General features: G+C 66.0%; 26 protein-coding genes. 9 read left to right on the top strand and 17 right to left on the bottom strand.

Annotation, left to right across the window (positions count from 1 at the left end):
* Positions 1–85: 85 nt before the first annotated feature.
* Positions 86–877, bottom strand: coding sequence for an alpha/beta hydrolase (locus tag E0501_RS16805; protein WP_137702559.1), 792 nt, complete (start codon positions 875–877; stop codon positions 86–88).
* Between the two features lie 54 nt (positions 878–931).
* On the opposite strand from E0501_RS16805, the gene zapE reads away from it, so the two are divergent.
* A complete protein-coding gene (gene zapE / locus E0501_RS16800) occupies positions 932–1,999 on the top strand; it encodes a cell division protein ZapE (RefSeq protein ID WP_137702558.1) in 1,068 nt (355 codons plus the stop codon).
* A 4-nt stretch (positions 2,000–2,003) separates the two neighbouring features.
* On the opposite strand, the gene E0501_RS16795 is transcribed toward zapE, so the two are convergent.
* The 8 genes from E0501_RS16795 to E0501_RS16760 all read right to left on the bottom strand — a co-directional run bounded on the left by E0501_RS16795 (position 2,004) and on the right by E0501_RS16760 (position 9,496).
* The gene (locus tag E0501_RS16795) at positions 2,004–2,576 is read right to left on the bottom strand and encodes a hypothetical protein (protein WP_137702557.1); all 573 of its coding nucleotides are present in this window, start codon (positions 2,574–2,576) and stop codon (positions 2,004–2,006) included.
* A gap of 156 nt (positions 2,577–2,732) precedes the next feature.
* The gene (locus E0501_RS16790) at positions 2,733–3,587 is read right to left on the bottom strand and encodes a LysM peptidoglycan-binding domain-containing protein (protein ID WP_161594647.1); all 855 of its coding nucleotides are present in this window, start codon (positions 3,585–3,587) and stop codon (positions 2,733–2,735) included.
* A 16-nt stretch (positions 3,588–3,603) separates the two neighbouring features.
* Positions 3,604–4,239 carry a rhodanese-like domain-containing protein gene (locus E0501_RS16785; RefSeq protein ID WP_137702555.1) on the bottom strand — a complete coding sequence of 212 codons (636 nt, stop codon included), beginning with the start codon at positions 4,237–4,239 and terminating at the stop codon, positions 3,604–3,606.
* Between the two features lie 186 nt (positions 4,240–4,425).
* Positions 4,426–5,697, bottom strand: a complete 1,272-nt coding sequence (locus E0501_RS16780; RefSeq protein ID WP_137702554.1) for a bifunctional folylpolyglutamate synthase/dihydrofolate synthase — start codon at positions 5,695–5,697, stop codon at positions 4,426–4,428.
* Entirely contained in the window at positions 5,694–6,641 is a 948-nt protein-coding gene (gene accD, locus E0501_RS16775) for an acetyl-CoA carboxylase, carboxyltransferase subunit beta (RefSeq protein WP_137702553.1), read from the bottom strand. The genes E0501_RS16780 and accD overlap by 4 nt, the downstream gene beginning before the upstream one ends.
* 66 nt (positions 6,642–6,707) lie before the next feature.
* The gene (locus E0501_RS16770; RefSeq protein WP_137702552.1) at positions 6,708–7,628 is read right to left on the bottom strand and encodes a CPBP family intramembrane glutamic endopeptidase; all 921 of its coding nucleotides are present in this window, start codon (positions 7,626–7,628) and stop codon (positions 6,708–6,710) included.
* Positions 7,625–8,512, bottom strand: a complete 888-nt coding sequence (locus E0501_RS16765) for a CPBP family intramembrane glutamic endopeptidase (protein ID WP_137702551.1) — start codon at positions 8,510–8,512, stop codon at positions 7,625–7,627. The genes E0501_RS16770 and E0501_RS16765 overlap by 4 nt, the downstream gene beginning before the upstream one ends.
* A gap of 42 nt (positions 8,513–8,554) precedes the next feature.
* Entirely contained in the window at positions 8,555–9,496 is a 942-nt protein-coding gene (locus tag E0501_RS16760) for a fatty acid desaturase family protein (protein WP_137702550.1), read from the bottom strand.
* A 144-nt stretch (positions 9,497–9,640) separates the two neighbouring features.
* On the opposite strand from E0501_RS16760, the gene ilvD reads away from it, so the two are divergent.
* The 6 genes from ilvD (at position 9,641) to E0501_RS16730 (ending at position 16,114) form a co-directional block, all read left to right on the top strand.
* On the top strand, positions 9,641–11,368 hold the full coding sequence (gene ilvD, locus E0501_RS16755; protein ID WP_137702549.1) for a dihydroxy-acid dehydratase: 1,728 nt from the start codon (positions 9,641–9,643) through the stop codon (positions 11,366–11,368).
* On the top strand, positions 11,349–12,125 hold the full coding sequence (locus E0501_RS16750) for a hypothetical protein (protein ID WP_137702548.1): 777 nt from the start codon (positions 11,349–11,351) through the stop codon (positions 12,123–12,125). Before ilvD ends, E0501_RS16750 begins: the two co-directional genes overlap by 20 nt.
* Before the next feature lie 86 nt (positions 12,126–12,211).
* Complete coding sequence (locus E0501_RS16745) at positions 12,212–12,985, top strand: DUF6478 family protein (RefSeq protein ID WP_137702547.1); 774 nt, start codon at positions 12,212–12,214, stop codon at positions 12,983–12,985.
* Positions 12,986–13,006: 21 nt separating this feature from the next.
* A complete protein-coding gene (locus E0501_RS16740; protein WP_137702546.1) occupies positions 13,007–13,381 on the top strand; it encodes a hypothetical protein in 375 nt (124 codons plus the stop codon).
* A 64-nt stretch (positions 13,382–13,445) separates the two neighbouring features.
* Positions 13,446–13,739, top strand: coding sequence for a monooxygenase (locus E0501_RS16735; protein WP_137702545.1), 294 nt, complete (start codon positions 13,446–13,448; stop codon positions 13,737–13,739).
* 347 nt (positions 13,740–14,086) lie between these two features.
* Positions 14,087–16,114 (top strand): NADPH-dependent 2,4-dienoyl-CoA reductase, encoded by a 2,028-nt coding sequence (locus E0501_RS16730; RefSeq protein WP_137702544.1) that lies wholly within the window; start codon positions 14,087–14,089, stop codon positions 16,112–16,114.
* A gap of 27 nt (positions 16,115–16,141) precedes the next feature.
* Here E0501_RS16730 and E0501_RS16725 read toward each other — a convergent pair whose 3' ends face one another.
* From E0501_RS16725 to ffh, 7 genes are all read right to left on the bottom strand, one after another.
* Positions 16,142–16,939: a hypothetical protein gene (locus tag E0501_RS16725; RefSeq protein WP_137702543.1), complete on the bottom strand. Its 798-nt coding sequence runs from the start codon at positions 16,937–16,939 to the stop codon at positions 16,142–16,144.
* Positions 16,936–17,445 carry a ribosome maturation factor RimM gene (gene rimM / locus E0501_RS16720; protein ID WP_137702542.1) on the bottom strand — a complete coding sequence of 170 codons (510 nt, stop codon included), beginning with the start codon at positions 17,443–17,445 and terminating at the stop codon, positions 16,936–16,938. Before rimM ends, E0501_RS16725 begins: the two co-directional genes overlap by 4 nt.
* 90 nt (positions 17,446–17,535) lie before the next feature.
* Positions 17,536–17,970 (bottom strand): 30S ribosomal protein S16, encoded by a 435-nt coding sequence (rpsP, locus tag E0501_RS16715; protein WP_137702541.1) that lies wholly within the window; start codon positions 17,968–17,970, stop codon positions 17,536–17,538.
* A 61-nt stretch (positions 17,971–18,031) separates the two neighbouring features.
* A complete protein-coding gene (locus E0501_RS16710) occupies positions 18,032–18,328 on the bottom strand; it encodes a chorismate mutase (RefSeq protein ID WP_137702540.1) in 297 nt (98 codons plus the stop codon).
* Positions 18,321–18,947: a GNAT family N-acetyltransferase gene (locus E0501_RS16705; RefSeq protein ID WP_137702864.1), complete on the bottom strand. Its 627-nt coding sequence runs from the start codon at positions 18,945–18,947 to the stop codon at positions 18,321–18,323. The genes E0501_RS16710 and E0501_RS16705 overlap by 8 nt, the downstream gene beginning before the upstream one ends.
* The gene (locus E0501_RS16700) at positions 18,947–19,498 is read right to left on the bottom strand and encodes a GNAT family N-acetyltransferase (RefSeq protein ID WP_137702539.1); all 552 of its coding nucleotides are present in this window, start codon (positions 19,496–19,498) and stop codon (positions 18,947–18,949) included. The genes E0501_RS16705 and E0501_RS16700 overlap by 1 nt, the downstream gene beginning before the upstream one ends.
* A 5-nt stretch (positions 19,499–19,503) precedes the next feature.
* Positions 19,504–20,994 carry a signal recognition particle protein gene (ffh, locus tag E0501_RS16695; RefSeq protein ID WP_137702538.1) on the bottom strand — a complete coding sequence of 497 codons (1,491 nt, stop codon included), beginning with the start codon at positions 20,992–20,994 and terminating at the stop codon, positions 19,504–19,506.
* 255 nt (positions 20,995–21,249) lie between these two features.
* On the opposite strand from ffh, the gene E0501_RS16690 reads away from it, so the two are divergent.
* Positions 21,250–22,530, top strand: a complete 1,281-nt coding sequence (locus tag E0501_RS16690) for an AsmA family protein (protein WP_137702537.1) — start codon at positions 21,250–21,252, stop codon at positions 22,528–22,530.
* Positions 22,527–23,318 (top strand): glycosyltransferase family protein, encoded by a 792-nt coding sequence (locus E0501_RS16685; RefSeq protein WP_137702536.1) that lies wholly within the window; start codon positions 22,527–22,529, stop codon positions 23,316–23,318. Before E0501_RS16690 ends, E0501_RS16685 begins: the two co-directional genes overlap by 4 nt.
* On the opposite strand, the gene E0501_RS16680 is transcribed toward E0501_RS16685, so the two are convergent.
* Positions 23,293–23,763, bottom strand: a complete 471-nt coding sequence (locus E0501_RS16680) for a hypothetical protein (protein WP_137702535.1) — start codon at positions 23,761–23,763, stop codon at positions 23,293–23,295. The genes E0501_RS16685 and E0501_RS16680 overlap by 26 nt on opposite strands.
* Positions 23,764–23,831: the final 68 nt, after the last annotated feature.

The following is a 23,831-nucleotide window of genomic DNA, read 5'->3' as shown; positions in this document are numbered from 1 at the left end:
CCGGTGGCTGGTTAATGCGGCGTGCGCCGGCGGGGGCGCTGCCCCCGCACCCCCGAGGTATTTCCGGTCAGATGAAGCAGGCGGATCAGGCCGGGGGCAAGGCGCTGGCCCATGTGAGGAAAACCCCGGCGCTGGTCTGCCAGTGGCGCGAGAGCATGAGGTCGTGCGGGGCGTCGGGTATGACGTGAGCGGATGTTGCAAACCGCGCGGCGAGGCGCTGTTGCGAGGCGGGCGGGAAGAGTTGATCGGCGCTGCCGCCGACGACGCAGACCGGTGGTGGATCGCGCGGTTTGCGCGGCAGGGCCAGCGCGGTCAAGTCGAGGAAGGCCAGGAAGCTTTCGTCGGTGAGGCGGGGGTGGAAGGTGGCGATCTCGTCCGGTGAGGCATCGGCATCGAGGAAGAGATGCGCGGCGGCCTGCGGATCGGACACCATCGGGTAGAGCGAGGCGGTGAGGAGGATGCGCGCCAGGGTGAGCGGGCGGGTGCGCAGGGTTTTGAGCGCAACGGGCAGCGCGCCGGTATGGGGCAGCGCGGCGAGGAGGCCCGCGCCGCGCAGGGGCACGCCGCGCGCCATCAGGTGCTGAACCACGAAGCCGCCCATGGAATGGCCGATGACGATGGGCGGTGCGGGCATGTCAGCAATAGTGCGGGCGGCATCGTCGACATAGTCGCGGATGCGGTTCCAGCGCATTGCCCGGATGGCGGGGCTGTCGCCGTGGCCGCGCAGATCGAGCGCGTGGGTGTGAAAGCCGGCCTGCGCGAAGTAATCGAGATAGTTGCCCTGCCAGCACCACGCGCCGTGCCAGGCGCCGTGGATCAGCAGGAGCGGGGGGCCGTCGGCGGGGCCGGCGCGCAGGATGTTGAGCGGGGCTGTCATGGTGGCAGGGTAGCGCCTCTGGCCCTTGCCGGGAAGCCGCGCTAGAGGTGGGCCATGACGCGTGACGTGATCGAGGAATACAGGGCCCGCGTGGCCGCCGGCACGATCCGGCCCGACCCGGCGCAGGAGGCGGTGCTGCCCGAGCTGGAGCGGATTCGCGCCGTGCTGGACCGGCCGGTCAAGAAGGGCTGGTTCGGGCGGGCGAAGCCCGAGCCGATCGAGGGCCTTTACCTGTGGGGCGGTGTCGGGCGGGGCAAGTCGATGCTGATGGACCTGTTCGTGGATTGCCTGGATGGCGTGCCGGCGCGGCGGGTGCATTTCCATGCCTTCATGCAGGAGATTCACGAGGAGATGCATGCGGCGCGCAAGGCGGGGGTGGAGGATGCGCTGATGCCGGCGGCGCAGAGCGTGATCGACAGCGTACGCTGCCTGGCCTTTGACGAGATGCAGGTGACCGACATCACCGACGCGATGATCGTCGGGCGCCTGTTCGAGGTGCTGATGGGGGCGGGCGTGGCGGTGGTGACCACGTCGAACCGGGTGCCGGACGATCTCTACAAGGACGGGCTGAACCGGCAGTTGTTCGTGCCGTTCATCGAGCTGCTGAAGGCGCGGATGGTGGTGCATGAGCTGACCAGCCCGACCGATTACCGGCAGGACCGGCTGGAAGGGCAGCCCACCTATTTCAGCCCCAATGATGCGACCGCGCGCGCCGCGATCGAGAGCATCTGGCACGATTTCAGCGGCGGCATGAGCGAGGTGCTGGTGTTGCGGGTGAAGGGGCGCGAGGTGGAGGTGCCGCAGTTTCACAACGGGGTGGCGCGGGCGGGTTTCTATGACCTGTGTGGCAAGGCACTGGGGCCGGGGGATTATCTGGCGCTGGCCGAGGAGGTGAAGGTGCTGATCCTGGAAGACATCCCGAGGCTGGGGCGCGGCAATTTCAACGAGGCGAAACGCTTTGTCACGCTGATCGACGCGCTTTACGAGGCCGGTGTGCGGCTGATCGCGAGCGCGGCGGCCGCGCCCGAGATGCTGTATGTCGAGGGCGCGGGCAGTTTCGAGTTCGAACGCACGGCCAGCCGGCTGCGCGAGATGCAGAGCGAGGACTGGGCCCGGGGCTGACGGGTCAGTTGCTCCACGCGTGCACGTGCACGTCTTTGCCGGAATGGCCCTTGAGGATTTTCACTGCGAGATCTTCCTTTTCCTTGTCGGCGACGCGGACCCAGAGAAGGATGCCGCCGTGTTCGATCTGGGACTGGTAGTAGTCGCGGTGATGCTTGTCGACGCGGCGGGCGAGAAGCGCGCCGACGATCGTGGCGGGCGCGCCGCCGATGGCGATGGCGGCGATCGAAGCCGCCAGCGTGCTGGCCGGGGTCAGCAGGGCGGCCATGGCGATGTAGGAGCCGAGGAAGAGAAAGCCGCCGATGATGCCGCCTTCGAGCTCGCCCATGGCCTCTTCGGAGACGAAGGCGGCACGGGGCGCGGCGGGATCATCCTCGAGTTCTTTCGAATGCCAGAAGGCCTTGCCGAATTTCTCTTCCAGCGCTTCCTGGCTGCCCAGGAGGCTGATGTCCTGCCGGGTAAAGCCGAGCATGCGCAGGTCGTAGAAAGCGGCCTGGAGCGCTTCGACCGAATCGAAAACGCCCACGGCTTCGGGGAGGTTGATGACGGTGTCGGGGTTCATGGGTGTTTCGGTCATGTGTGTAATTCCTGCAAGCGTTGACCAGGGAAGAGTGCCGACACGCGGGGAAGAGTGCATTGATCGAAGTCATGTTGAGGCACGAGGGGGCCGAAAATGAAAGGGGGCCGTTGAACCGGCCCCTCGATCATTCCTGCCTTACGTGACTGGACCCGGTCAGAGCGCCGGGATGGTAAGACGTTGCCCGATACGTATCTTGTCGGGGCTGGAGAGCTTGTCCTGGTTGGCGGTGAAAATCTCGCGGTAGCGCAGGGTTTCACCGTAAAAGCGGTAGGAGATGGCCGCGAGGCTGTCGCCGGGCTGGACCACGTAGACCTGATCGTAGGCGAGCGCGGCGGGGCGCGGCTGCGGGCGGCCCGCGGCGGCGGCCAGGGCCGAGGTGTCGAGCCCGGACTGCCCGCTGGATTTCTGCACCAGGTTGGCCAGCAGCGTGACGGTGTCGACCCGGCCTTCGGATGTCACTAGGGCCGAGGGGACCTGAATGGCGCCGGTCGCCGCGGCTTCGTTCAGGAGCGCGTCGAGATAGGCGTCGGACTGGCCTTCGCGCAGGGCCTGCACGATGATGGTTTCCAGCGGGGCGGGCCCGTCCGTGCTGCGGGTGGTGGTTGCTGCATTGAGACTGGCCAGCACGCCCGATGTCATCGAGCGCAACGCATCCGCATCATTCGTGGCCGACGGCGCCCCCAGATCGGCGAGTACGCCGGTGGTCAGGTTACGCAGCGCATCGGGGGAAGCGCTATCGCCAGCGGGCGCCGCGGCGGGCGCGGTGGCCAGGGCCACGGCGGCACCGAGACGATCGGCGGGGTTGGCGGGCGCGGCGGCATCGGCCTGTCGCGTGACGATATGGCTGAGATCGGTCTCGGCGCGCGAGACCTGGGCATCGGGGGCCGGGGTGCGCGGTGCTGGCGACGTGGCGAGGGTGTCACGCGCCGGCTCGCTGCCGGGTTGCAGGAGCAACAGGCCGACCGTGACCGAGAGGAAGGCGGCGGCGATGATCAGGATGCGGATCATGTCACTCCTCCCGATCTCAGCTTGTCGGGGTGCGGACGGTGAGGCCGAGCAGCATCCACAGTTGCATGCCGCCGCGGTAGTAGCGGATCTTTTCGGCCGGGTAGCCCGCATCGGTCAGGTTGCGGATCGCGCGCGGGCTTTGATCGCACCACGGGCCGTTGCAGAACATCATCAGGTCGAGCGCGTTGGAGAAATCCCAGCCGGTGCCGTTCTGGCGTGCGCCGAGCGCCTTGAGGATTTCATCGCGGTAGGGGTTGGTGGGTTCGAGCGTGGAAAACGGCACGTTGACGGCGCCGGGGATCGTGCCCTTGGCGAACCATTCGGGCACGCGGCTGTCGATCAGCAGGCCCTTGCCCTGCGCGACGGTGTCTTCGAGGAAGTCCATCACCTCGATCTCGCCCACGGTTGCGACGCCGGGTGCGGCGCTGATCGGGAGGATACAGAAGGGCGGGCAGGGCCGCGATGTCTTGGTGAACTCGCTGTTGAGGCGATGGGTGGTGTCCTGGATACGCTCGATGACGAGCGTTTCGCCGTTCAACATGATGGTGCGCGCGGGCGTGTCGGGCGTGATGCGAACCTCTTGCGCGCCGGCGGCAACTGGTAACGTGAAACTGATAAAAAACGCGATCGCGTGGCGCAGGTAGCGCAGCATGATTTCCCCCGAAGTTCCGTGCGCGCCGCGTGTTCATGGCCGGCAGGTGCCAAGGTGGGCGCGCTTTGACTGCTGTCCCAGATATAGGCGAATCATCGCGAATCAGTCAACATAAAGTGATTCGCGATGCCTGCGATTCGCCGAGGAAAAGAAGGCGATTCGAAGGAATTGAGTCGTTTCAGGTGGTTAGCCGTGGTCGCGCAGGATGGTGCCGGCGAGGTAGAGCGAGCCGCAGATCAGAATGCGGGCCTGCGGATTTTCGGCGGTGATTGCCTGCACCGCATCGGCGACGCTGGTGGCGGTGCCGGCGGGGATGCCCGCGGCGGTGGCGTGTTTTGCCGTTTCGTCGGCGGGCAGGGTGTTGGTTTCGCCCGGGATCGACACGGCGGTGAGGCTGGCGGCGTGGGGAACAAGCGGCGCGAGGTAGCCCGCGACATCCTTGGTGTTCATCATGCCGCAGACGAGATGGGTATCGCGCTCGGGCAGGCGGGTGAGGGTTTCGGCCAGCGTTTCGCCGCAGGCGGCGTTGTGGCCGCCATCGAGCCAGAACTCGGCGCCCGGGTGGGTGTCGATCAGCGGGCCGGTGCGTAGGCGCTGCATGCGGGCGGGCCAGCTGACGCGGGTGACCGCGGCCTCGGCCGCGTCTTCGCCAAAGCCAAGGTGGCGCAGCGCCGTGATCGCGGCGCCGGCGTTCTGGAACTGGTGCGCGCCCATCAGGGCAGGCGGTGGCAGGTCGAGCAGGCCAGTTTCATCCTGATAGACAAGGCGGCCGCGTTCCTCCCATGCGTCCCACTGACGGCCCTGCACCAGCAGCGGCGCGCCGACCGCGTCGGCGCGGGCCTCGATCACCGCCATCGCATCTTCGGGCTGGCGCGAGACGACGCAGGCCACGCCCGGCTTGAGGATGCCGGCCTTTTCGCCCGCGATCTCGGCGACGGTGTTGCCGAGGAATTGCGGGTGATCGAAGGACACGGGCGTGATGACGGTAAGGGCGGGTTTCCCGATCACGTTGGTGGCATCGAGCCGGCCGCCGAGGCCCACCTCGAGCAGGGTATAGTCCGCCGGGGTGCGGGCCATGGCGAGAAGCGCGGCCACGGTGGTGATTTCGAAATAGGTGATGCTTTCGCCGCCATTGGCGGCATAGCATTCATCGAGCACGGCGGTCAGGTGATCCTCGGAAATCAGATCGCCGGCAAGGCGGATGCGTTCGTGGAACCGCGCCAGATGAGGCGAGGTGTATGCATGGACCGTTTTGCCCGCGCCTTCGAGCCCCGCGCGGATCATCGAGAGGGTGGAGCCCTTGCCGTTGGTACCGGCGATGTGGATCACCGGGGGCAGATCGTTCTGCGGATTGCCGAGCGCGTCGAGCAGGCGCCAGACGCGATCGAGCGTGAGGTCGATGATCTTGGGGTGCAGCGCCATCATCCGCTCGAGGATGGCGTCGGAACGGGCGGTCATTTTTGCGGGGCTTCGGCGGGTTGCTCCTCCGCCGTTTCCGGCGGCGTCGCATCGGCCACGTCACCCGGGGCGGGCAGATCGCCGGCGACGGCGGGGGGCTGGCCCATCAGCATTCGGGTGATGGTGATCAGCTCGTCGCGCAGTTCGGTGCGCGGGGTCACGAGGTCGAGCATGCCGTGATCGAGCAGGTATTCGGCGCGCTGGAAGCCGTCGGGCAGTTTTTCACCGAGCGTTTGTTCGATGACACGGGGACCGGCAAAGCAGATCAGTGCGTTGGGCTCGGCGATCTGCACGTCGCCCAGCATGGCGTAGGACGCGGTCACGCCGCCGGTGGTGGGGTGGGTGAGCACGACGATGTAGGGCAGGCCCGCCTCTTTCAGCATCTGCACGGCCACGGTGGTGCGGGGCATCTGCATCAGGCTGAGGATGCCCTCTTGCATGCGGGCGCCGCCGGCGGCGGAGAAGAGGATCAGCGGGCGTTTCAGTTCGACCGCGCGTTCGGCGGCGGCGATGATGGCGTTGCCGACATACATGCCCATCGAGCCGCCCATGAACGAGAAATCCTGTGCCGCGGCAACGATCGGGGTGCGGCCCATTTCGCCCTCGGCCACGAGCATGGCTTCTTTTTCGCCGGTCGCTTTCTGCGCGGCTTTCATCCGGTCGGGATATTTTTTCTGGTCGCGGAATTTCAGCGGATCTTCGAGCGGTGTCGGCACGTCGATCTCGGTGAAGATGCCGCCGTCGAAGAGCGCGGTAAAGCGATCGCGGGGCGTGATCGCCATGTGATGGCCGCAGGAGGTGCAGACATTGAGGTTTTCGCGCAGTTCGCGGTGAAACAGCATGGTGCCGCAACCATCGCATTTGGACCACAGGTTTTCCGGCGTGTCGCGGCGCGAGAAGATCGAGTTGATCCGGGGCCGGACATAATTGGTGATCCAGTTCATCGCGATGCGCCTCTTTTCCTGCCGCTGCGTTGGGTTCGAGATAATTGCACGGGCCGTGAAATGCAATCAGCGCCTGAGCGCGACGCGCACGGCGAGCCACATGAGGCCGACAAGGATGAGCTCGACGATCAGCGAAACGGGCAGGAAGGGCAGGGCTTCGTCCGGTGAAAAAGGCTGCATCACCGCGTCGGGATCAAAGAGGAAAAGCGCAAGGCCCGAGTCGGGGCCGCGCAGTTCGCCATAGAACAGGAACGCGTAGGCGTTGTTGACGAGGTGCAGCGCGATGGCGGGGCCGAGCGAGCCGGAGCGCGCGGTGAGATCGGATGCCGCCAGCCCGAAGACGAAAGCCCAGAGCAGGTACTGGGCGTTGATGATCAGCGGCGCGTAGGCGTTCCAGTGCGCGAGCGCGAAGACGAGGTTGGGGATGACCAGCCAGGCCACAGGCCAGGGCATGAGCGCGGCGATATGCTGTTGCAGGTAACCGCGATAGAAGAGCTCTTCCGCGCTGGTCTGGATAAGAAGGGCGGCCATGCCGATGGGCAGCAGCGCCAGCCAAAGAAGCGGCGGGCGGATCTCGGCGATGGTGTCGAGGCTCCACCATGGCGGGGACAGTTCGACCAGCAGAACGACGGCAGCAAGCGGCAGAAGCGCCGCGCGGAACTGCGTGAAGGCGAGACCGGGAGGGCCGAGAAGGCTGGCCAGCCCGCGCCCGTGCACGAAGCGCAGCACCAGCGTGAGCGTGAGAATGAGGATGAGAAACGAGGCGAGATTGGTAAGCATGCCCGGCGGCGTATCGCCGTAGAACACGCTGTCTGCGAAGGCCGGTGCGAAGGTGTCCAGCAGGTAGCCGAAGGCGCGCTGACCGATTTCGTAGAGCGTTTCGATGACGATGAAGCCGAGGATCACCGGGCGCAGCCCGGGCGTACCGAGTGCAGGCGCGATGAAACCGCGATGCGCGGCATAGGGCGACGGGCGGCGGTGTGTCATCGGGTGATTGCCAGGCGTGCGGCCAGCCACGAGCACAGAAGCACCAGCGTGTCATAGGGAAGCCAGACCGCGCGGGCGGCGGTGTCATCGAGCGTGAACGGATAGGTGCCCAGCGCCAGCCCGTACATATGACCGGCGGGCGCGGTGACCAGCAGCGCGGGAATATTGACCGACAGGTGCAGCGCCAGCGCCGCCCCGAGATTGCCGGATCGCGCCGTCAGATCGGCGGCGGCCAGCCCGAAGAGGCACGCGGCGACGGCGAAGATGGCGGCATTGGCGCCCTGCGTCGCTGGATCGTAATGCAGCAGGCCAAAGAGCAGAGACGGCCCGAGAATCCAGATCACCGGTTGCGAGAAGCGCGCGGCGAGCTGGCTTTGCAGGTAGCCGCGAAAGGCAAACTCCTCGGCGCTGATCTGCACGAAGAGGAGCGGCAGGGACAGCGGCAGCAGCGCCAGCCAGCGCAAGAGCGGCAGGTTGGGTTGCGGCACCATCAGATCGGGTTCGGGCAATAGCCACAGGAGCACCGCGAGGGCGGTGAGCGCGATGGCCACGCGGAAGAAATCGGCCGCGGCGCGTGGCAGGGGGCCGACAAGGGTGACGAACCTGCGCCTGTGCAGGCTGCGCAGCACCAGGGCGAGCGACAGGGAAATCAGCCCGAAGGACCCCAGCAGCGCCAGCATGCCGCGGGGGGTGGAGCCTTCGTCGATCTCGGCGGCGAGGGTTGGCCATTCATCCTGGGTGACCAGTTCGGCCAGCAGGTTGAAATAGGCAAAGCCCATGGCAAAGAAGCAGGCCACGACGATCGCCACGCCGAGTGCCAGCCGCCACAGCTGGGCGCTGGGGCGGGCGGGATCGGACAGCAGGTGATGAGCGGCGTAACGCATAGGCCCAGCAATAACGCCAAGCAGAGGCTGCCGCCAGATGCCTTAGCCGGGCCGCGAGGAGGCGAGGCGCAGCACGTCGGCGTAAGAACGCCCGATCTGCATGGTATCGCCATGGCCGCGCGCGATCAGAATGTCATGCAGGCGCGGCAGGTTGTGGCAGGGCATGTGCATCACGAGATGATGTTCGAGGTGGTAGTTCACCCAGTAGGGCGCCACGAAGATGCGCATGAGCGGCCCGGCCAGCGTGGTGCGGGTGTTACGCAGCGGGTCGGCCGTGCGGTCGACCGCGCCATGTTCGGCGATGTTCCGGATGCGCACGACGAGCTGATACCAGGTGAGCAGCGGCAGGAGCCAGAACACGGGATACCACCACCAGGCGCCGATCGCGGTAAAGAGCGCGAAGAGCAGCGCATTGGCGAGCAAGGATTTGCCCAGGGCCGGTCCGGCGAAAGCCTGCGAGAGCCCGTCTGCATCGGCGGTGATGTCGGGATCGAAGGCTGTCTTGAAGGCGAAGGCGATCTGCTGGGCGCGCAGTTTCAGGCCGGTGCGGCCAGTAAGATCGCGCAGGATCTTGCGGCGCAGCGAGGCGCGGGTTGTCGGGAAGGGCGCCGACAGGACGAGATCGGGGTCGTCTTCAGTTTGCGTGTAGCGGTGATGCTTGAGGTGGTAGCGGCGGTAGGCGGGCAGATCGGCCAGGATTGGCCGGCCGCAGAGCCAGTCGCCCGCGAACTCGTTGAGCCAACGGGTTTTGAAGAGCGCGTTATGCGCCGCCTCGTGCATGAGAATCGCGAGGCCCAGCTGACGCGAGCCGATGAGCATGACCGCGACAAGAAGCGTGAGCGGATTGGGCCAGAGCAGGAAAAGCGCCATGGCCGCGGCAATGACGCCCCAGCAATGCAGCACCAGCCATGCGCCCCACAGGTCCGAGCGCCGGGCAAGCGGGCGGATCTCGTCGGATGTGAAGAGCCGGGGTGCCGGGGTCATGGTGGTTCCTCCTGCCTGTCAGGGTCGGGCAAGGTGGGGCGGTCTGTCAAACGTGACGCTGGGGCGGGTCCCCGCGTCATACGGCCTTGTGCCCCGTGCGCCCCTTGTTTATTCCGGATCGAGACGTTTTCCGGGAGGCCCGACATGACCAAATTCGACAAGTCCAAACTGCCCAGCCGCCACGTGACCGAGGGGCCCCAGCGGGCACCGCACCGGTCCTATCTGTATGCCATGGGTCTGAGCGATGTTGAGATCCACCAGCCGCTGGTGGGTGTCGCGACCTGCTGGAATGAGGCAGCACCCTGCAACATCGCGCTGAACCGTCAGGCGCAGGCGGTGAAGGGCGGCGTGAAAGAGGCGCATGGCACGCCGCGCGAGTTCACCACCATCACCGTGACCGACGGGATCGCGATGGGCCACGAGGGCATGCGCGCATCGCTGGCCAGCCGCGAGGCGATTGCCGATACGGTCGAGCTGACCATGCGCGGGCATTGCTATGACGCGATCGTGGGCCTGGCCGGTTGCGACAAGAGCCTGCCGGGGATGATGATGGCGATGGTGCGCCTGAACGTGCCGTCGGTGTTCATCTATGGCGGGTCGATACTGCCGGGCCGCCTGAACGGCAAGGACGTGGTGGTGCAGGACGTATTCGAGGCCGTTGGCCAGCACCAGGCCGGCAACATGAGCGATGCCGAGCTGGACATCCTGGAACGCGTGGCCTGCCCCTCGGCGGGGGCCTGTGGCGGGCAGTTCACCGCCAACACCATGGCCTGCGTGAGCGAGGCGATCGGCCTGGCGCTGATGAACAGCTCGGGCATGCCGGCACCCTACGAGAGCCGCGACCAGTATGGCGAGGCCTCGGGCCGGGCGGTGATGAACCTGATCGAGAAGAACATCCGCGCGCGCGACGTGGTGACCCGCAAGAGCCTGGAAAACGCCGCCCGCGTGGTGGCCTGTACCGGCGGCAGCACCAATGCCGGCCTGCACCTGCCGGCGATCGCGCACGAGGCGGGGATCGACTTCTTCCTTGATGACGTCTGCGAGATCTTCCGCGACACGCCCTATTTCGTCGACCTGAAGCCGGGCGGGCAATACGTGGCCAAGGACCTTTACGAGGCCGGTGGCGTGCCGGTCGTGATGAAGGAGCTGCGCAAGGCGGGCCTGATGCACGAAGATTGCATCACCGCCAGCGGGCGGAGCATGGGCGAGGAGCTGGACATGATCACCCGCGAGGCCGATGGCCGGGTGATCTATCCGGTCGACAAGCCGATTTCGAAAACCGGTGGCGTCGTGGGCCTGAAGGGCAATGTCGCGCCCGAGGGCGCGATCGTGAAGATCGCGGGCATGGCCGAAGAGGACATCGTCTTTACCGGTCCGGCGCGCGTGTTCGAATGCGAGGAAGACGCGTTCGAGGCGGTGAAGGCACGGCAATACAAGGAAGGCGAAGTGATCGTCATCCGCAACGAGGGTCCGTCGGGCGGGCCCGGTATGCGCGAGATGCTGGCCACCACAGCGGCCCTGTCGGGCCAGGGTATGGGCAAGAAGGTGGCGCTGATCACCGATGGCCGGTTCTCGGGGGCGACGCGGGGGTTCTGCGTGGGCCACGTGGGCCCCGAGGCCGCGCATGGCGGCCCGATCGCGCTGCTGAAGGATGGCGACATGATCACCATCGACGCCATCAAGGGCGAGATCAGCGTGGACCTGAGCGACGATGAGCTGGAGGCGCGCAAGGCCGACTGGAAAGGCCCGCGCGAGACGATCTACGGCTCGGGCGCGCTTTGGAAATATGCCCAGCAGGTCGGCGCGACCTACAAGGGTGCCGTGACCCATCCCGGCGGCAAGGCCGAGAAGCATGGCTACATGGACCTGTAAGACAGGTTTGCCCGGGCGCGCGATGCGCCCGGGGCTGGCCGCGACCCTGTTTCTGGCCCTGGCGGGATGCCTGGGCGAAGGGGCAGGCGGCGGGCTGGGCTTTGCGGGCCAGAAGTCCGATTCATCGGTGGGGCGCCGGGCGCCTCTGGCATCGGCCAGCCTGGCCGGCGGCAAGGTGGTGGTGGCCGCGCCCCGCGGATATTGCATTGATCGCAACACGCTCAAATCCGGGCCGAGTGGCGGCTTCGCCCTGATCGGATCCTGCGCGGTGCTGGGCACGTCCGGCCCGGATGTGGAGCCCGTGGTGATGACGGTGCAGGCACAGCCGCGCCTGCTGCGCCAAGAGGCCCCGGACGCCGCGGCGCTGGCCACGGCGGCGGCGCCCGCGAAGGTTCTGGAGCGTGCGGACGGCGACGGCATTTCGATGATCCACCTGGCCGAGGGCGGTGACCGCGTTCTGGGCGCGGGTGACGGGCGGTATTGGCGCGGGGCGATGCTGATCAACGGTTACCTGGTGGGGCTGGCGCTTTATGCGCCGAAGGACAGCCCGGCGGCAGGCACGCGCGGCAAGGCCTATATGCTGGCGTTGGCCGAGGCGCTGCGCGAGGCGAGCCCGATCAGGGATTATGCCGCCGAGGCTGCCGCCGCGCAGGCGGCACAGGCGGCGCGGGAGGCGCAGGGCGAGGCCGCGAGCCCGGATGTGCCACCGCGCGAGACGGGCGGGTTGCGCAGGTTGTTTCCAAATTTGTTCCAGTGAGACCTTTTCGTTAACGTTGTTTCCGGTAAAACTGTGCCGGGCGGCGGCAACACAACGACCGGCAGAAATGCGGATAGCGGGCAGGCATGGCGAAACTGGGCGGTGAATATCTGAGAAAGCTTCTGCACGAAGCCACCGTGCGCCGCTGGGCCCGGGCCGCGCGCGCGGCCGACAGCACGGACCTGCCGCGGCTGCGGGCGCAGCGTGGGCGGGCAAGACGGCTGAAGGCGCATCTGGACAAGCTGATTCATGTCTCGGAAAGCCGGCTGGCGCTGCCGATGATCGGATCGACCGCCTTTCCCAAGCCGCATGATTCCGACTGGGCCTGGCGGCCCGAACTGTGGCGCGGGCCGCTGCCCGTGCCGGGGATGAGCTCGGTCGAGTCGAAGAGCATGCTGGGGCGCGAGGTGACGCTGTTTCACGATTGCCAGCGTTCGGAACTGACACTGCGCCAGCTGCGCAACCGGCGCGAGGCCGACCTGGCGCCCTTTGGCCTGCGCCTGGACGTGTTCAATTTCGACGGCTCGTTCCTGTCGCTGGTCGTCGACCTGCCCGAAGAAGCGGCGCGCGACCTGAAGCGCAAGCACCTGCTGCGCGTGGACACGATCGTTGAAATGGAAAAGCCGCTGGAGATCTTTGCCCGGCTGAACGTCAAGCACGGCCCCAACGTGGAGCAGATCGTGCACGAGTTGCCGCTGGGCGCCGAAGATGTGATGGTCGAGTTCGACCTGGCCTATACCAAGCTGAATGAAAAGCGGGTCGAGAAGATCTGGCTGGACCTGATTTTCGAAGGGCCGCAGATGAACCAGGTGACGCTGAGGGACCTGACCTTCAGCCGTCGGCCGCGGGCGGACCTGTAGGCCGGAAGCGAGGGTGGTGAGATGAGTGATCTGACGCTGACGAAAACGCGGATGAAGGAAGGGGTCTGGGAAGGACTGCTGCGCCGCGACGGCGAAGACGGGGCGCCGCCACAGATCGTGGTGACGCTGGATGAGCAGACCATTCCCGGGATCGAGGTGATCCCCGATCAGCAGGGGGGCTGGGGGCTGCGGGTGCCGGTGCCGCTGGAGGCGATCGGCGATGGCGTGCAGACCTTCCTGATCCGCGAGAAGGACACGGCCGATAAGCTGGGTGCGTTCACGCTGATTGCCGGCGAGGCGATCGAGGATGACATCCGCGCCGAGATGGATTTGCTGCGCGCCGAGCTGGACATGTTGAAACGGGCGTTCCGGCGGCATTGCCTGGAGTCCATGTAAACCAGTGCGCTTGACCGGCCGTCGGGCTGGGCGCGCGGGGAGGCCGCGCGGGAAGGAGGAGCCGATGATTACCGAGATCGTGAATTTCGACCTGCCCGAGGGCATGACCCGCGAGGAGGCGGTGGCGCTTTACGAGAAGACCGTGCCGCGCTGGCAGGCCAACGAGGCGTTGGTGCGGAAATACTATCTCTATGACGAAGAAAACCGGATCGGCGGGGGCGTGTACCTGTGGCCGTCGATCGAGGATGCGAAGGCGGCGCATGACGCGGCCTGGTGCGACATGGCCGAGAAGATGTATGGCAGCCGCCCGCGGTTCCAGTATTTCGAGACGCCGGTGATCGTGGACAACGCCGGCTGAGGGGGGCGCTGCCCCCCTGCGACAAAACTCCGGCGAATTTTTTCGCCACCCCCCGAGGTATTTCCGGTCAGATGAAGAGGCGGATCGCGCCAAAGCGTTTTCCGATTGCATCGGGACGCGGCAGGCTGAGCCGGCGGGGTCGGCATGAAACCACTGAGGACAGGGCAGGCCACTGGCCGCCCTGGGGCTTGGGGGACGTTTCGGACGATGAGGTGCAGGCCGGCCCCGCACCCTTGCTGGACCATGACAGGCCGACGATGCCGGAGCGCCGTGGCAGGCTGACGCTGCGTTGGGGATGACAAGGGCGCGCGCCGGCGGCATTCTGTGCGCCTGACAGGGAGGCCGCCATGACGAATTACCCGCATCTTCTGAAACCGCTCGACCTGAGGCATGTGACGCTGAAGAACCGTGTTCTGATGGGATCGATGCATACCGGGCTGGAGGAGCGGGGCGACTGGGACCGGGTGGCCGAGTACTATGCCGAGCGGGCGCGGGGCGGCGTGGGCCTGATGGTGACGGGAGGCATTGCGCCCAATGAAGAAGGCGGCGTGTTTCCCGGGGCGGCGGGGCTTTATACGCCCGAGGACATTGCCAACCACCGCAAGGTGACGGACCGGGTGCACGAGGCCGGTGGCCGGATCGCGATGCAGATCCTGCACGCAGGCCGCTATGCCTATGGCCCGAATTGCGTGAGCGCGAGCCCGGTGAAGAGCCCGATCAGCCCGTTTCCGCCCAAGGAACTGGACGAGGAGGGGATCGAGAAACAGATCGCCGATTTCGCCACCACCGCGGCGCGGGCGCGCGAGGCGGGGTATGACGGCGTCGAGGTGATGGGATCGGAGGGGTATTTCATCAACCAGTTCCTTGTCACCCATGTGAACAAGCGCACCGACCGCTGGGGCGGATCCTATGAAAACCGGATGCGCCTTCCGATCGAGATCATGAAGCGGGTGCGCGCGGCGGTGGGCGAGGATTTCATCATCATCTATCGCCTGAGCATGATCGACCTGGTGCCTGACGGGTCCACCTTTGACGAGGTGGTGCAGTTGGCGCGCGAGATCGAGAAGGCCGGCGCGAGCATCATCAATACCGGTATCGGCTGGCACGAGGCGCGGATCCCGACGATCGCGACGAGCGTGCCGCGGGCGGCGTTTGCCTGGGTGACGAAGAAGCTGATGGGCAAGGTGTCGATTCCGGTCATCACCTCGAACCGGATCAATACACCGGAGGTGGCCGAAAGCGTGCTGGCCGAGGGCTGTGCCGACATGGTGAGCATGGCGCGGCCCTTCCTGGCCGACCCGGATTTCGTGAAGAAGGCCGAAGAGGGCCGGGCGGCCGAGATCGCGCCGTGCATCGGCTGCAACCAGGCCTGCCTGGACCACACGTTCAGCGGCAAGATTTCGTCCTGCCTGGTGAACCCGAAGGCCTGTTTCGAGACCGAGATCGTGGTGGAACCGGCCGCCACGAAGAAAAAAGTGGCCGTGGTGGGCGCGGGGCCGGCGGGCCTTTCGGTTGCGATGACTGCGGCCGAACGCGGGCACGTGGTGAAGTTGTTTGACAAGGCCGGCGAGATCGGCGGGCAGCTGAACATGGCCAAGGTGATCCCCGGCAAGGAGGAGTTTCACGGGCTGGTCGACTGGTTCGGCACGATGATCGCGAAGACCGGTGTCGAACTGCGGCTGAATACCGAGGCGACGGCGGAGATGCTGGAGGGGTTCGACGAGGTGGTGGTGGCCACCGGCGTGACCCCGCGCGATCCGCAGATCCCGGGGCAGGAGCGCGAGAACGTTCTGAGTTATATCGACGTGCTGCGCGGCGGGGCCGAGGTGGGCCAGCGCGTGGCGGTGATCGGCGCGGGGGGCATCGGGTTCGACGTGTCGGAATACCTGGTGCATGCGGGGGAAAGCCCGACCGAGGACCTGGAGCTGTGGAAAGAGGAATGGGGCGTGGGCGACCCGGAGGAGACCCGCGGCGGGCTGGCCAAAGGTGGGCCGCACCCGCACGCGCCCGCGCGTCAGGTGACGCTGATGCAGCGCAAGGCCAAGGCGCTGGGCAAGGGACTGGGCAAGACCACCGGCTGGATCCACCGCGCGGCGCTGAAGATGAAGGGCGTCGAAATGGTGGGCGGCGTCAATTACGAGAAGATCGACGAGACCGGCCTGCATGTCAGTTTCGGCGAGGCGCGCGAGACCCCCAAGGTGATCGAATGCGACAACGTGGTGCTGTGCGCCGGACAGGTGAGCGAGCGCGGCCTGGCCGACACGCTGGAGGCGAAGGGCGTGAAGGCGCATGTGATCGGCGGGGCGGAACTGGCTGCGGAGCTGGATGCCAAGCGGGCGATCGACCAGGGTGTGCGGCTGGGTGCGGCGCTGTAGCGGCGCGGCCGGGATGACGCGCCGGGACTAGGAATTGCGCAGGAGCGCTTCCTTTTCCGCCTTGAGGGCGGCGCGCGAGAGGCGGCTGCGGTTCAACTCGAGGAAGCGGGCGCGCAGCTCGTCACTCTGACCGATGTTGACGGGACGGGGATCGGGCAGGCTATCGCGCAGTGCCTGCGGTACCCGGGCAATATCGAGAACTGCGGCGGCGGGGCCTTCGCGGCGTTTCATCAGCTCGTCCAGCGTCGTGGCATGTACCGGGATCGGCGCGAACACCCGTGCGAGGCGGGCAACTTCGGCGGCGGGGGAAAACCCTGCGGGAAAGCGGGCGATGAAGGTATCGAGATCGTCGGTCAGCCGGATCGAGCGCAGGAGATGGCCGTGCACGCTTTTGAGCCAGGACTCGCGGGTACGGGTGGTGAACAGAAACTCGATCTGTGCCTCGGGTCCGAAGCGGTGGCGAAGTTCGCCGAGCAGGGTGGCAAGCAGTTTTTCCGCCGCGGGAAATCCGATCACCGGGCGCCCGCGCCAATCGCGGTGACCGGGCATGACGCCGGTGTAGTTCTCGCGGCTGATGACAACGGTTCCGGAGGCCGGATCGGGGATACCGGCGAGAAAGCGGCGCAGCGCCCGGCGGAACCGGTAAAGCCGCCAGGGAAAGGGGCGCTGGGCGTATTCGCGGGCATATTGGCCGCTGTTTCCGATATCGCCAGGCCCGTAGAAATCGAAATAGGGGGCGAGGGCGGACCGGTTTTGCGCAAGGAACGCCTGAACGCTGGAAGTGCCGGTCTTGTAGAACCCGGCATGGATCAGGATGCGTGTCATTCGGGGAAAAGACCGTCGGGCGGATCAGCGACGATACGGCCGGCGGTGAGGTCGACGGTTGGCACGGCGTCGCGGGTGAAGGGCAGGAGCACGGTGGACTTGAGCCCCGGTCCGTGGATTTCCAGCAGGTCGCCGGCACCATGGTTCTGCACCGATTTCACCCGGCCGAGTTCGTGCCCGCCGGTGTCGAAGACCTGAAGGCCGATCAGGTCGGCATGGTAGAATTCGTCATCGGGCAGCGAGGGCAGCTGATCGCGACGCGCAAAAAGGCGCGTGCCGCGCAGGGCATCGGCCTGTTCCTTGGTCGCGATGCCGCCCAGCCGGGCGGCGAAACCGCCCTTGATCGGCCGGATGATCGTGACGGTAAAACTTTGCGCGCCGTCCTCGGAGGACAGCGGGCTGTAATCGGCGATGGCCTCGGGCTCGGCTGTGAAACTCTTGAGCCGGACCTCGCCTCGGACCCCATAGGCGCCCGAGATGGCGCCGACGCAGATGAGATCGCTCATGGGATTGCCCCGTTGTGAAGGACGTTCCCGGGCCGGCAGGGGCCGGCCCGGGCGGCATTGCATGTGCCGCAAGCTGCGGACAGGGCGCGATTACTCGGCCTGTGCTTCCTCGGCAGCGGCCTCTTCGGCGGGTGCTTCCTCGGCCGGGGCTTCTTCTTCGACCGGGGCGGCAGCAGCTTCGGTGGCTGCGGCGGCCTTGGCGGCTTTCTCCTCGGCGCGATCCTGTGCTTTTTTGCCCGGCTCGCCCTTCTTCGGGTTCGAACGCTCTTTCTTCTCGATCACGCCGGCGGCTTCGAGCATGCGCGACACACGGTCGGTGGTCTGGGCGCCCTGGTCGAGCCAGTATTGCACGCGTTCCATGTTCATTTTCACGCGCTCTTCGCTGTCTTTCGGCAGGAGCGGGTTGTAGGTGCCCAGCTTCTCGATGAAGCGGCCATCGCGCGGCATGCGCGAGTCGGCCGCGACGATGCGGTAGAAGGGACGTTTTTTCGAGCCGCCGCGGGCGAGCCGGATTTTCATAGCCATGGTGTAATCTCCTGTTCGTGGCTTTGGGTGGGGTGCGCAGGCGCGCACCCGACGTTTCGGGTTAACTCTGGTGCTTTCTGTGGTGCTGGATCACTTCAGCGATGATGAAGTTGAGGAACTTCTTGGCGAATTCGGGGTCGAGGTCGGCCTCTTTCGCCAGGTCTTCGAGCCGTGCGATCTGTTGCGCCTCGCGCGTGGGATCGGACGGGGGAAGGTCGTGCTCGGCCTTGAGCTTGCCCACGGCCTGGGTGTGTTTGAACCGCTCGCCCAGGGTGTAGACGAGGATGGCATCGAGCCGGTCGATGCTGGCGCGGTGCTCTTTCAGGAGCGCGGCGGCGCGTTCAACTGCATCAGTCAATGGCCCATCCTTTCGGTTTGAAAAGGGGATCGGCGTAGTGCGCGATTTCCATCTCGATGCCGTGTTCGAGCTGGCTGCCCTTGAGCGTGCCCGGTGCCGGGTGGCGATAGACGGCGTCGGTGCCGTCGATGGTGGGTGCTTCCGGGTCCTTCTTCGCGCCAAGGCGTTCGGCCAGGCGGATCGAGTCGAGGTTCTTGGGGTCGATATAGCTGACCGCGCCTTCCCAGCCCTGCGTGTAGTAGAAATAGTTGCGTGCGGCGTTGGTCGCTTCGAGCGCGTAGCCGTGGCCGGCCTGGTCGGGCCAGATGATCCAGGCGATCTCGCGTTCGGGCCATTTGGCGGGCATCCAGCCGCCGGCCATGCCGACGGTTTCATCGGTATCTTTCAGGTGGATCATCCACATGCCATAGCCGCGGATGTTCCAGTGCCCGATCTCGGCGGCGTAAAGCATCCAGGCCTCGTAGGCATTGAGCGGCCCGCCCATGAAGCGGGCGCGATAGGAGCTGAAGGTGGCCTTGAAATCCGGATAATCCTCGGCCTCGGGTCCGCGCAGGACCAGGCGGCGGGTTTCGAGAACGGGGATGTTTTCGGTGTGGACCGAGATGCGCGCGGTATCCATCATGCGTAAGCCTCCATGCCGCCGTTTTCGATATCGGCCGGCGCGAGGTGGCGCCAGATTTCAACGGGCCCGTATTCGGGATCGTCGTGCATGCGTTCGAGCGTGGCGCCAAGGCGGCGGGCGACGGCCTTGGATGCGTCGTTTTCCGGGGCGATCAGCGAAACCGCAGTGTCCCAGCCCAGAACGTCATAGGCATGGGCGCGGGCGGCAATCGCGGCCTCGGTCGCATAGCCCTTGCCCCAGGCGTGGGGCATCAGCGTCCAGCCGATTTCGCGCTCGGCCCAGCCTTCGGGAAACCACAGGCCCACGCGGCCCAGATAGGTGCCGGTCGCCTTGTCCTCGACCCCCCAGAGGCCGAAGCCGCGGAAGGCCCAGTGCCCAACCACCATCGCCAGCGTGCGCCAGGCGCGATGCGCGGGCAGCGGCCCGCCGACAAAGCGGGATGCGTCGGAGGCAAAAAACGCGCGCTCATACGCGAAATCGGCCTCGCGGGGCTCCCGCAGGATCAGGCGCTCGGTTTCGAGCGAGGGTATGGTGAACTGGGCGCTCAAGTGGGTTACTTCTTCTTGCCCAGCCCGCTGAGACCCGAAGGCAGTTGCATGCCGCCGCCAAGGCCGGGCAGGCCACCGCCCTTGCCGAGCTGTTTGGCCGCCTGTTCGAGTGCCTTGGGATCCATGCCCTGGGCCATGTCCTCGGGCAGGCCGCCCTTGCCGAACATGCCTTTCATGGCTTGTTTCAGCATGCCGCCTTTGCCCATCTTCTTCATCATGTCCGACATCTGGCGCTGCATCTTCAGCAGCTTGTTGAGGTCGCTGACGTCAAGCCCGGCACCGGCGGCGATGCGTTTCTTGCGGCTGGCCTGAAGGATCTGGGGGTTGGCGCGTTCGATCTTGGTCATCGACTGGATCAGCGCGATCTGCTGGCGGATGATCTTGTCGTCGAAGCCGGCCTCTTCGACCTGCTTGGCCATCTTGCCCATGCCGGGCATCATGCCCATGATCCCTTCCATGCCGCCCATCTTCATCATCTGTTCGAGCTGCATTTTCAGATCGTTCATGTTGAAGCGGCCCTTCTGGAACCGTTTCATCATGCGTTCGGCCTGTTCGGCCTCGATGGTTTCCTGGGCCTTTTCGACAAGGCTGACGATGTCGCCCATGCCGAGAATACGGCCGGCGATGCGGTCGGGCTCGAAGGTTTCGAGCGCGTCCATCTTTTCGCCAAGGCCGACGAAGCGGATGGGCTTGCCCGTCACCGCGCGCATCGAGAGCGCGGCGCCGCCGCGGCCGTCGCCATCCATCCGGGTAAGCACGACGCCCGAGATGCCGATCTTGGCATCGAATTCCTCGGCCACTTCGACGGCGACCTGACCGGTCAGGCCGTCGACCACCAGCAGGGTTTCGCGCGGCTCGACCACGTTGCGGACGTCTTCGACCTCTTGCATGAGGGTTTCGTCGATATGCAGACGGCCGGCGGTATCGAGCATGTAGACGTCAAAGCCGCCCATCGTCGCCTGCTGCTTGGCGCGCTTGGCGATGTCGACGGGCTTCTGGCCGGGAACGATGGGCAGGGTATCGACACCGATCTGGGTGCCGAGGATCGCGAGCTGATCCATGGCCGCGGGGCGATAGACGTCGAGCGAGGCCATCAGCACCTTCTTGCCGTCGCGCTCTTTCAGGCGCTTGGCGAGTTTCGCGGTGGTCGTGGTTTTACCGCCGCCCTGAAGGCCGACCATCAGGATGGGCGCGGGCGGGTTGTCGATCTTGAGCTTGCCGGGGTCTTCCTCGCCGGTGAGCGTGTCGACCAGCGCGTCATGCACGATCTTGACGACCTGCTGGCCCGGGGTGACCGATTTCGTCACTGCCTGGCCGGTGGCCTGTTCCTGCACTTTCTTGACGAATTCGCGTGCCACGGGCAGCGACACGTCGGCCTCGAGCAGGGCGACGCGCACTTCGCGCAGGGCGGTTTTCACGTCGTCTTCGGAGAGCGCGCCCTGTTTCGTCAGGCGGTCAAAGACGCCGGAGAGGCGTTCGGACAGATTTTCAAACATCATGGCCTCCTTGACCTGTTGTCGTTTGCTGCACCTTAGATGGGGGCGCAGCGGCGAATGCACAAATGCCCCCGTGGGCGCAACGCGCTGACGGAGGGCGATCCCGGGCCAATGCCCATGGGACCGGAAGCCTGTGAACTTCCGGAAATCTTGTGCGCGTTTAGGGCGATAGGGCCATGGAGTCAAGCGCGGGGTTTGACCGCTGCCGGCGGGCCGTTAGAGTGCGAGGCGTATGTTGGGCCCGGGAGACCGTTCGTGGAAGCGCTTCTTATCCTTCTCGCTCCGTTGATCGAGATTTGCCTTGTGCCGCTGGCCGCCCTGGCCGGTGCGATGATCAGCATACTGGCGGAACTGGTCTTCGCCGTGGTCGCATTGCTGGTCGGGGTAATCGATGCCCTGCGCGGATCGCGGCGCGGCCCAACCCCGAAGAAACAGGCCGCACCGCGCAAGCCGCTGGTCCCGCGCAAGCTGCTGCATTGGAGTGCCGGCGTTCTTCTTGCGGTCGGGCTTGCCGGTTTGGCAGCCAGCTATCTCTTTTTCGATCCGATCCTTCGATACGGGTTGAGCCGGGCGGAGGCGAAGACCGGGGTTGAAATCCGCTATGAGCGCAGCGCGGGAAACCTGCTCTGGGGGCAGGTTTCGCTGGAAGGCATACATATGCGGCGCAGCGCCGAAGAGGGGCTGGCATTCGACATCCAGGCCGAGCGCGTGGCGCTGGATGTTGTTCTGACAAGTCTGCTGGGCGAGCCCGAGATCGAAAGCGCCGAGGTGATCGGGGTGCGCGGCTTCGTGACCCCGCCGGCGCGGGAGAAGGACAAGCCCGACGGTGGTAAGAGATCCGGGCGGGCCTTCCACGCCGACGATATCATGGTTGAAGACGTGGCGCTGGAGGTGCGGCCGCGCACGGGTGCGGCCTATCCCTTTGCGATCACGCAGGCCCGGGTTGCTCCGTTCCGCAGCCGGTCGGCGCTGTTCGACCTTTTGTTCCGGTCGAACATGCAGGCGCGGGTTGCCGGGCAATCGCTGTCTGTCGAGACGCGCGAGGTGACGGAATATGGGCGCGAGACCTTTTGGAGGTTCGAGGAAGTCGACGTGGCGAAGCTGGCGGCCGTCGTTCCCCGGGCGCCGATGACATGGCTGAGGGAGGGGCGCATGTCGGCGATTGTCGAGGACCGCTGGAGCCTGTCGGAGGACTGGATCGAGATGGATTGGCGGTTTCTTTTCGAAGGGATCGAGGTGGCCGTGCCGGACGAGGCCGGGTTGCGCGAGAAGGCATTGGCGGCAGGATTTGGCAGGCTGGTTGCGGCACGGGACGGCGATGCGGAATTCCACTATCGCCTGCGGCTGAACCAGAATGATATCGCGATGGCGCGGTCGGGCGATCTGAGCGGGTTCTGGGACGTCATCGCCAGCCAACTGGTCAACGGCGCGACCACGCCCGAGGCGGTTGACGCGGCAAAAGAGACCGACAGCAAGGTCAGGGGCGCGCTGGACAGGATGAAGGGCCTGCTGCGTCGGGACAGGGGCGGCGAATGACGCCCGGGCGCGCGTTGCATGGCGTGATCTATGTGGCGACGGGGGCCGATTACCTCGATCTTGCGGTTCAGTCTGCCCGGTCGCTGCGGGCGGTCGAGCCAGAGGTGCCAATCGATCTGTTCACCGACCGCCGGGAGGACGTGCCCGGCGGCCTGTTCGATCAAGTGCACGGAATTTCGAATCCGCATCGGCGCTCGAAGCTCGAGTGCATGGCCCGTACGCGGTTCGACCGCACCCTGTATCTGGATTGCGACACGCTGGTCACCGCGCCGCCGGGCGATCTGTTTGACCTGCTGGAGCGTTTCGAGATGGCGCTGGCCCATGACGTGCGCCGTGCCAGCGACCTGATCCGGCAAGGCCACGAACACGCCACGCCCTATGCCTTTCCCCAGCTGAATTCCGGCGTGGTGCTGTATCGGCGAAGCGAGCGGGTGCTGGCCTTTCTGACCGAGTGGGCCAGACGGTTTGCCGAGGCGGGCGTGACGCGTGACCAGCTGATCCTGAAGGACATGCTGTGGCAGAGCGATATGCGGTTCTACGTGCTGCCGCCCGAGTTCAACCTGCGGCGTCTGACGGTGCTGGATGCGTGGGAGCCCGAGGATGCGATCCCGACGATCATCCACTCCCACCGGTTGATGGATCACATGCGGGGGCAGGGTGAGCGCCTGCGCGGACTGGAGCGGATTGTCGAGGCCGAGCGCGCGGCGCTGGACCGGGAATGGGAGCGTGCAGGCGGGCGCGACACCGACCTGGTGGCGCGGTTTATCGGGCGGAAAGCCAATCGTTGATCGCACGGGCGACGCCGTGGTGATCGCCGGTGTTGGAATAGGCCATGGTCAGCGGGTGTTGCCCGGCGCTTTCGCCGTGGTCGATTTCCAGCGTGACACGATGCAGATCGCCGCTGTCGCCCGATGTGCGCTGGACGATGGCGCGCGAGACTTCGTCGAGCTGGTGGCGCACCGTGGCCCGGCGCAGCACGTTCGCGCGGCGGATCTCGACCCAGCCTTCGGGGCGGTAGAAGACGACCTGGACCCGGCGCACGATCAGGAAGAAGAACAGAAGGCCAAGGCCGCCGCCGATAACGGCGAAGAACAGCCCCATCCATTCGCCCGAGAAGACGAGGCCCATGCCGATACCAATGAAGACCAGTGTCATGATCGTGACCATGATCGCGAAGAGCCAGGGGGTGTCTTCGACGATCAGCAGGTCAGGTGTGTCGGTCTTGATTTTCATGATTGAAGCTTATGGTGTCTTGCGCGAGGGTTCCATTTGCATTTTTCAACAAGTGTGGCAGGGTTTCA

Source organism: Marimonas lutisalis, from assembly GCF_005434965.1.
GTDB lineage: Bacteria > Pseudomonadota > Alphaproteobacteria > Rhodobacterales > Rhodobacteraceae > Marimonas_A > Marimonas_A lutisalis.
This window is presented reverse-complemented; position numbering and strand designations above follow the sequence as displayed.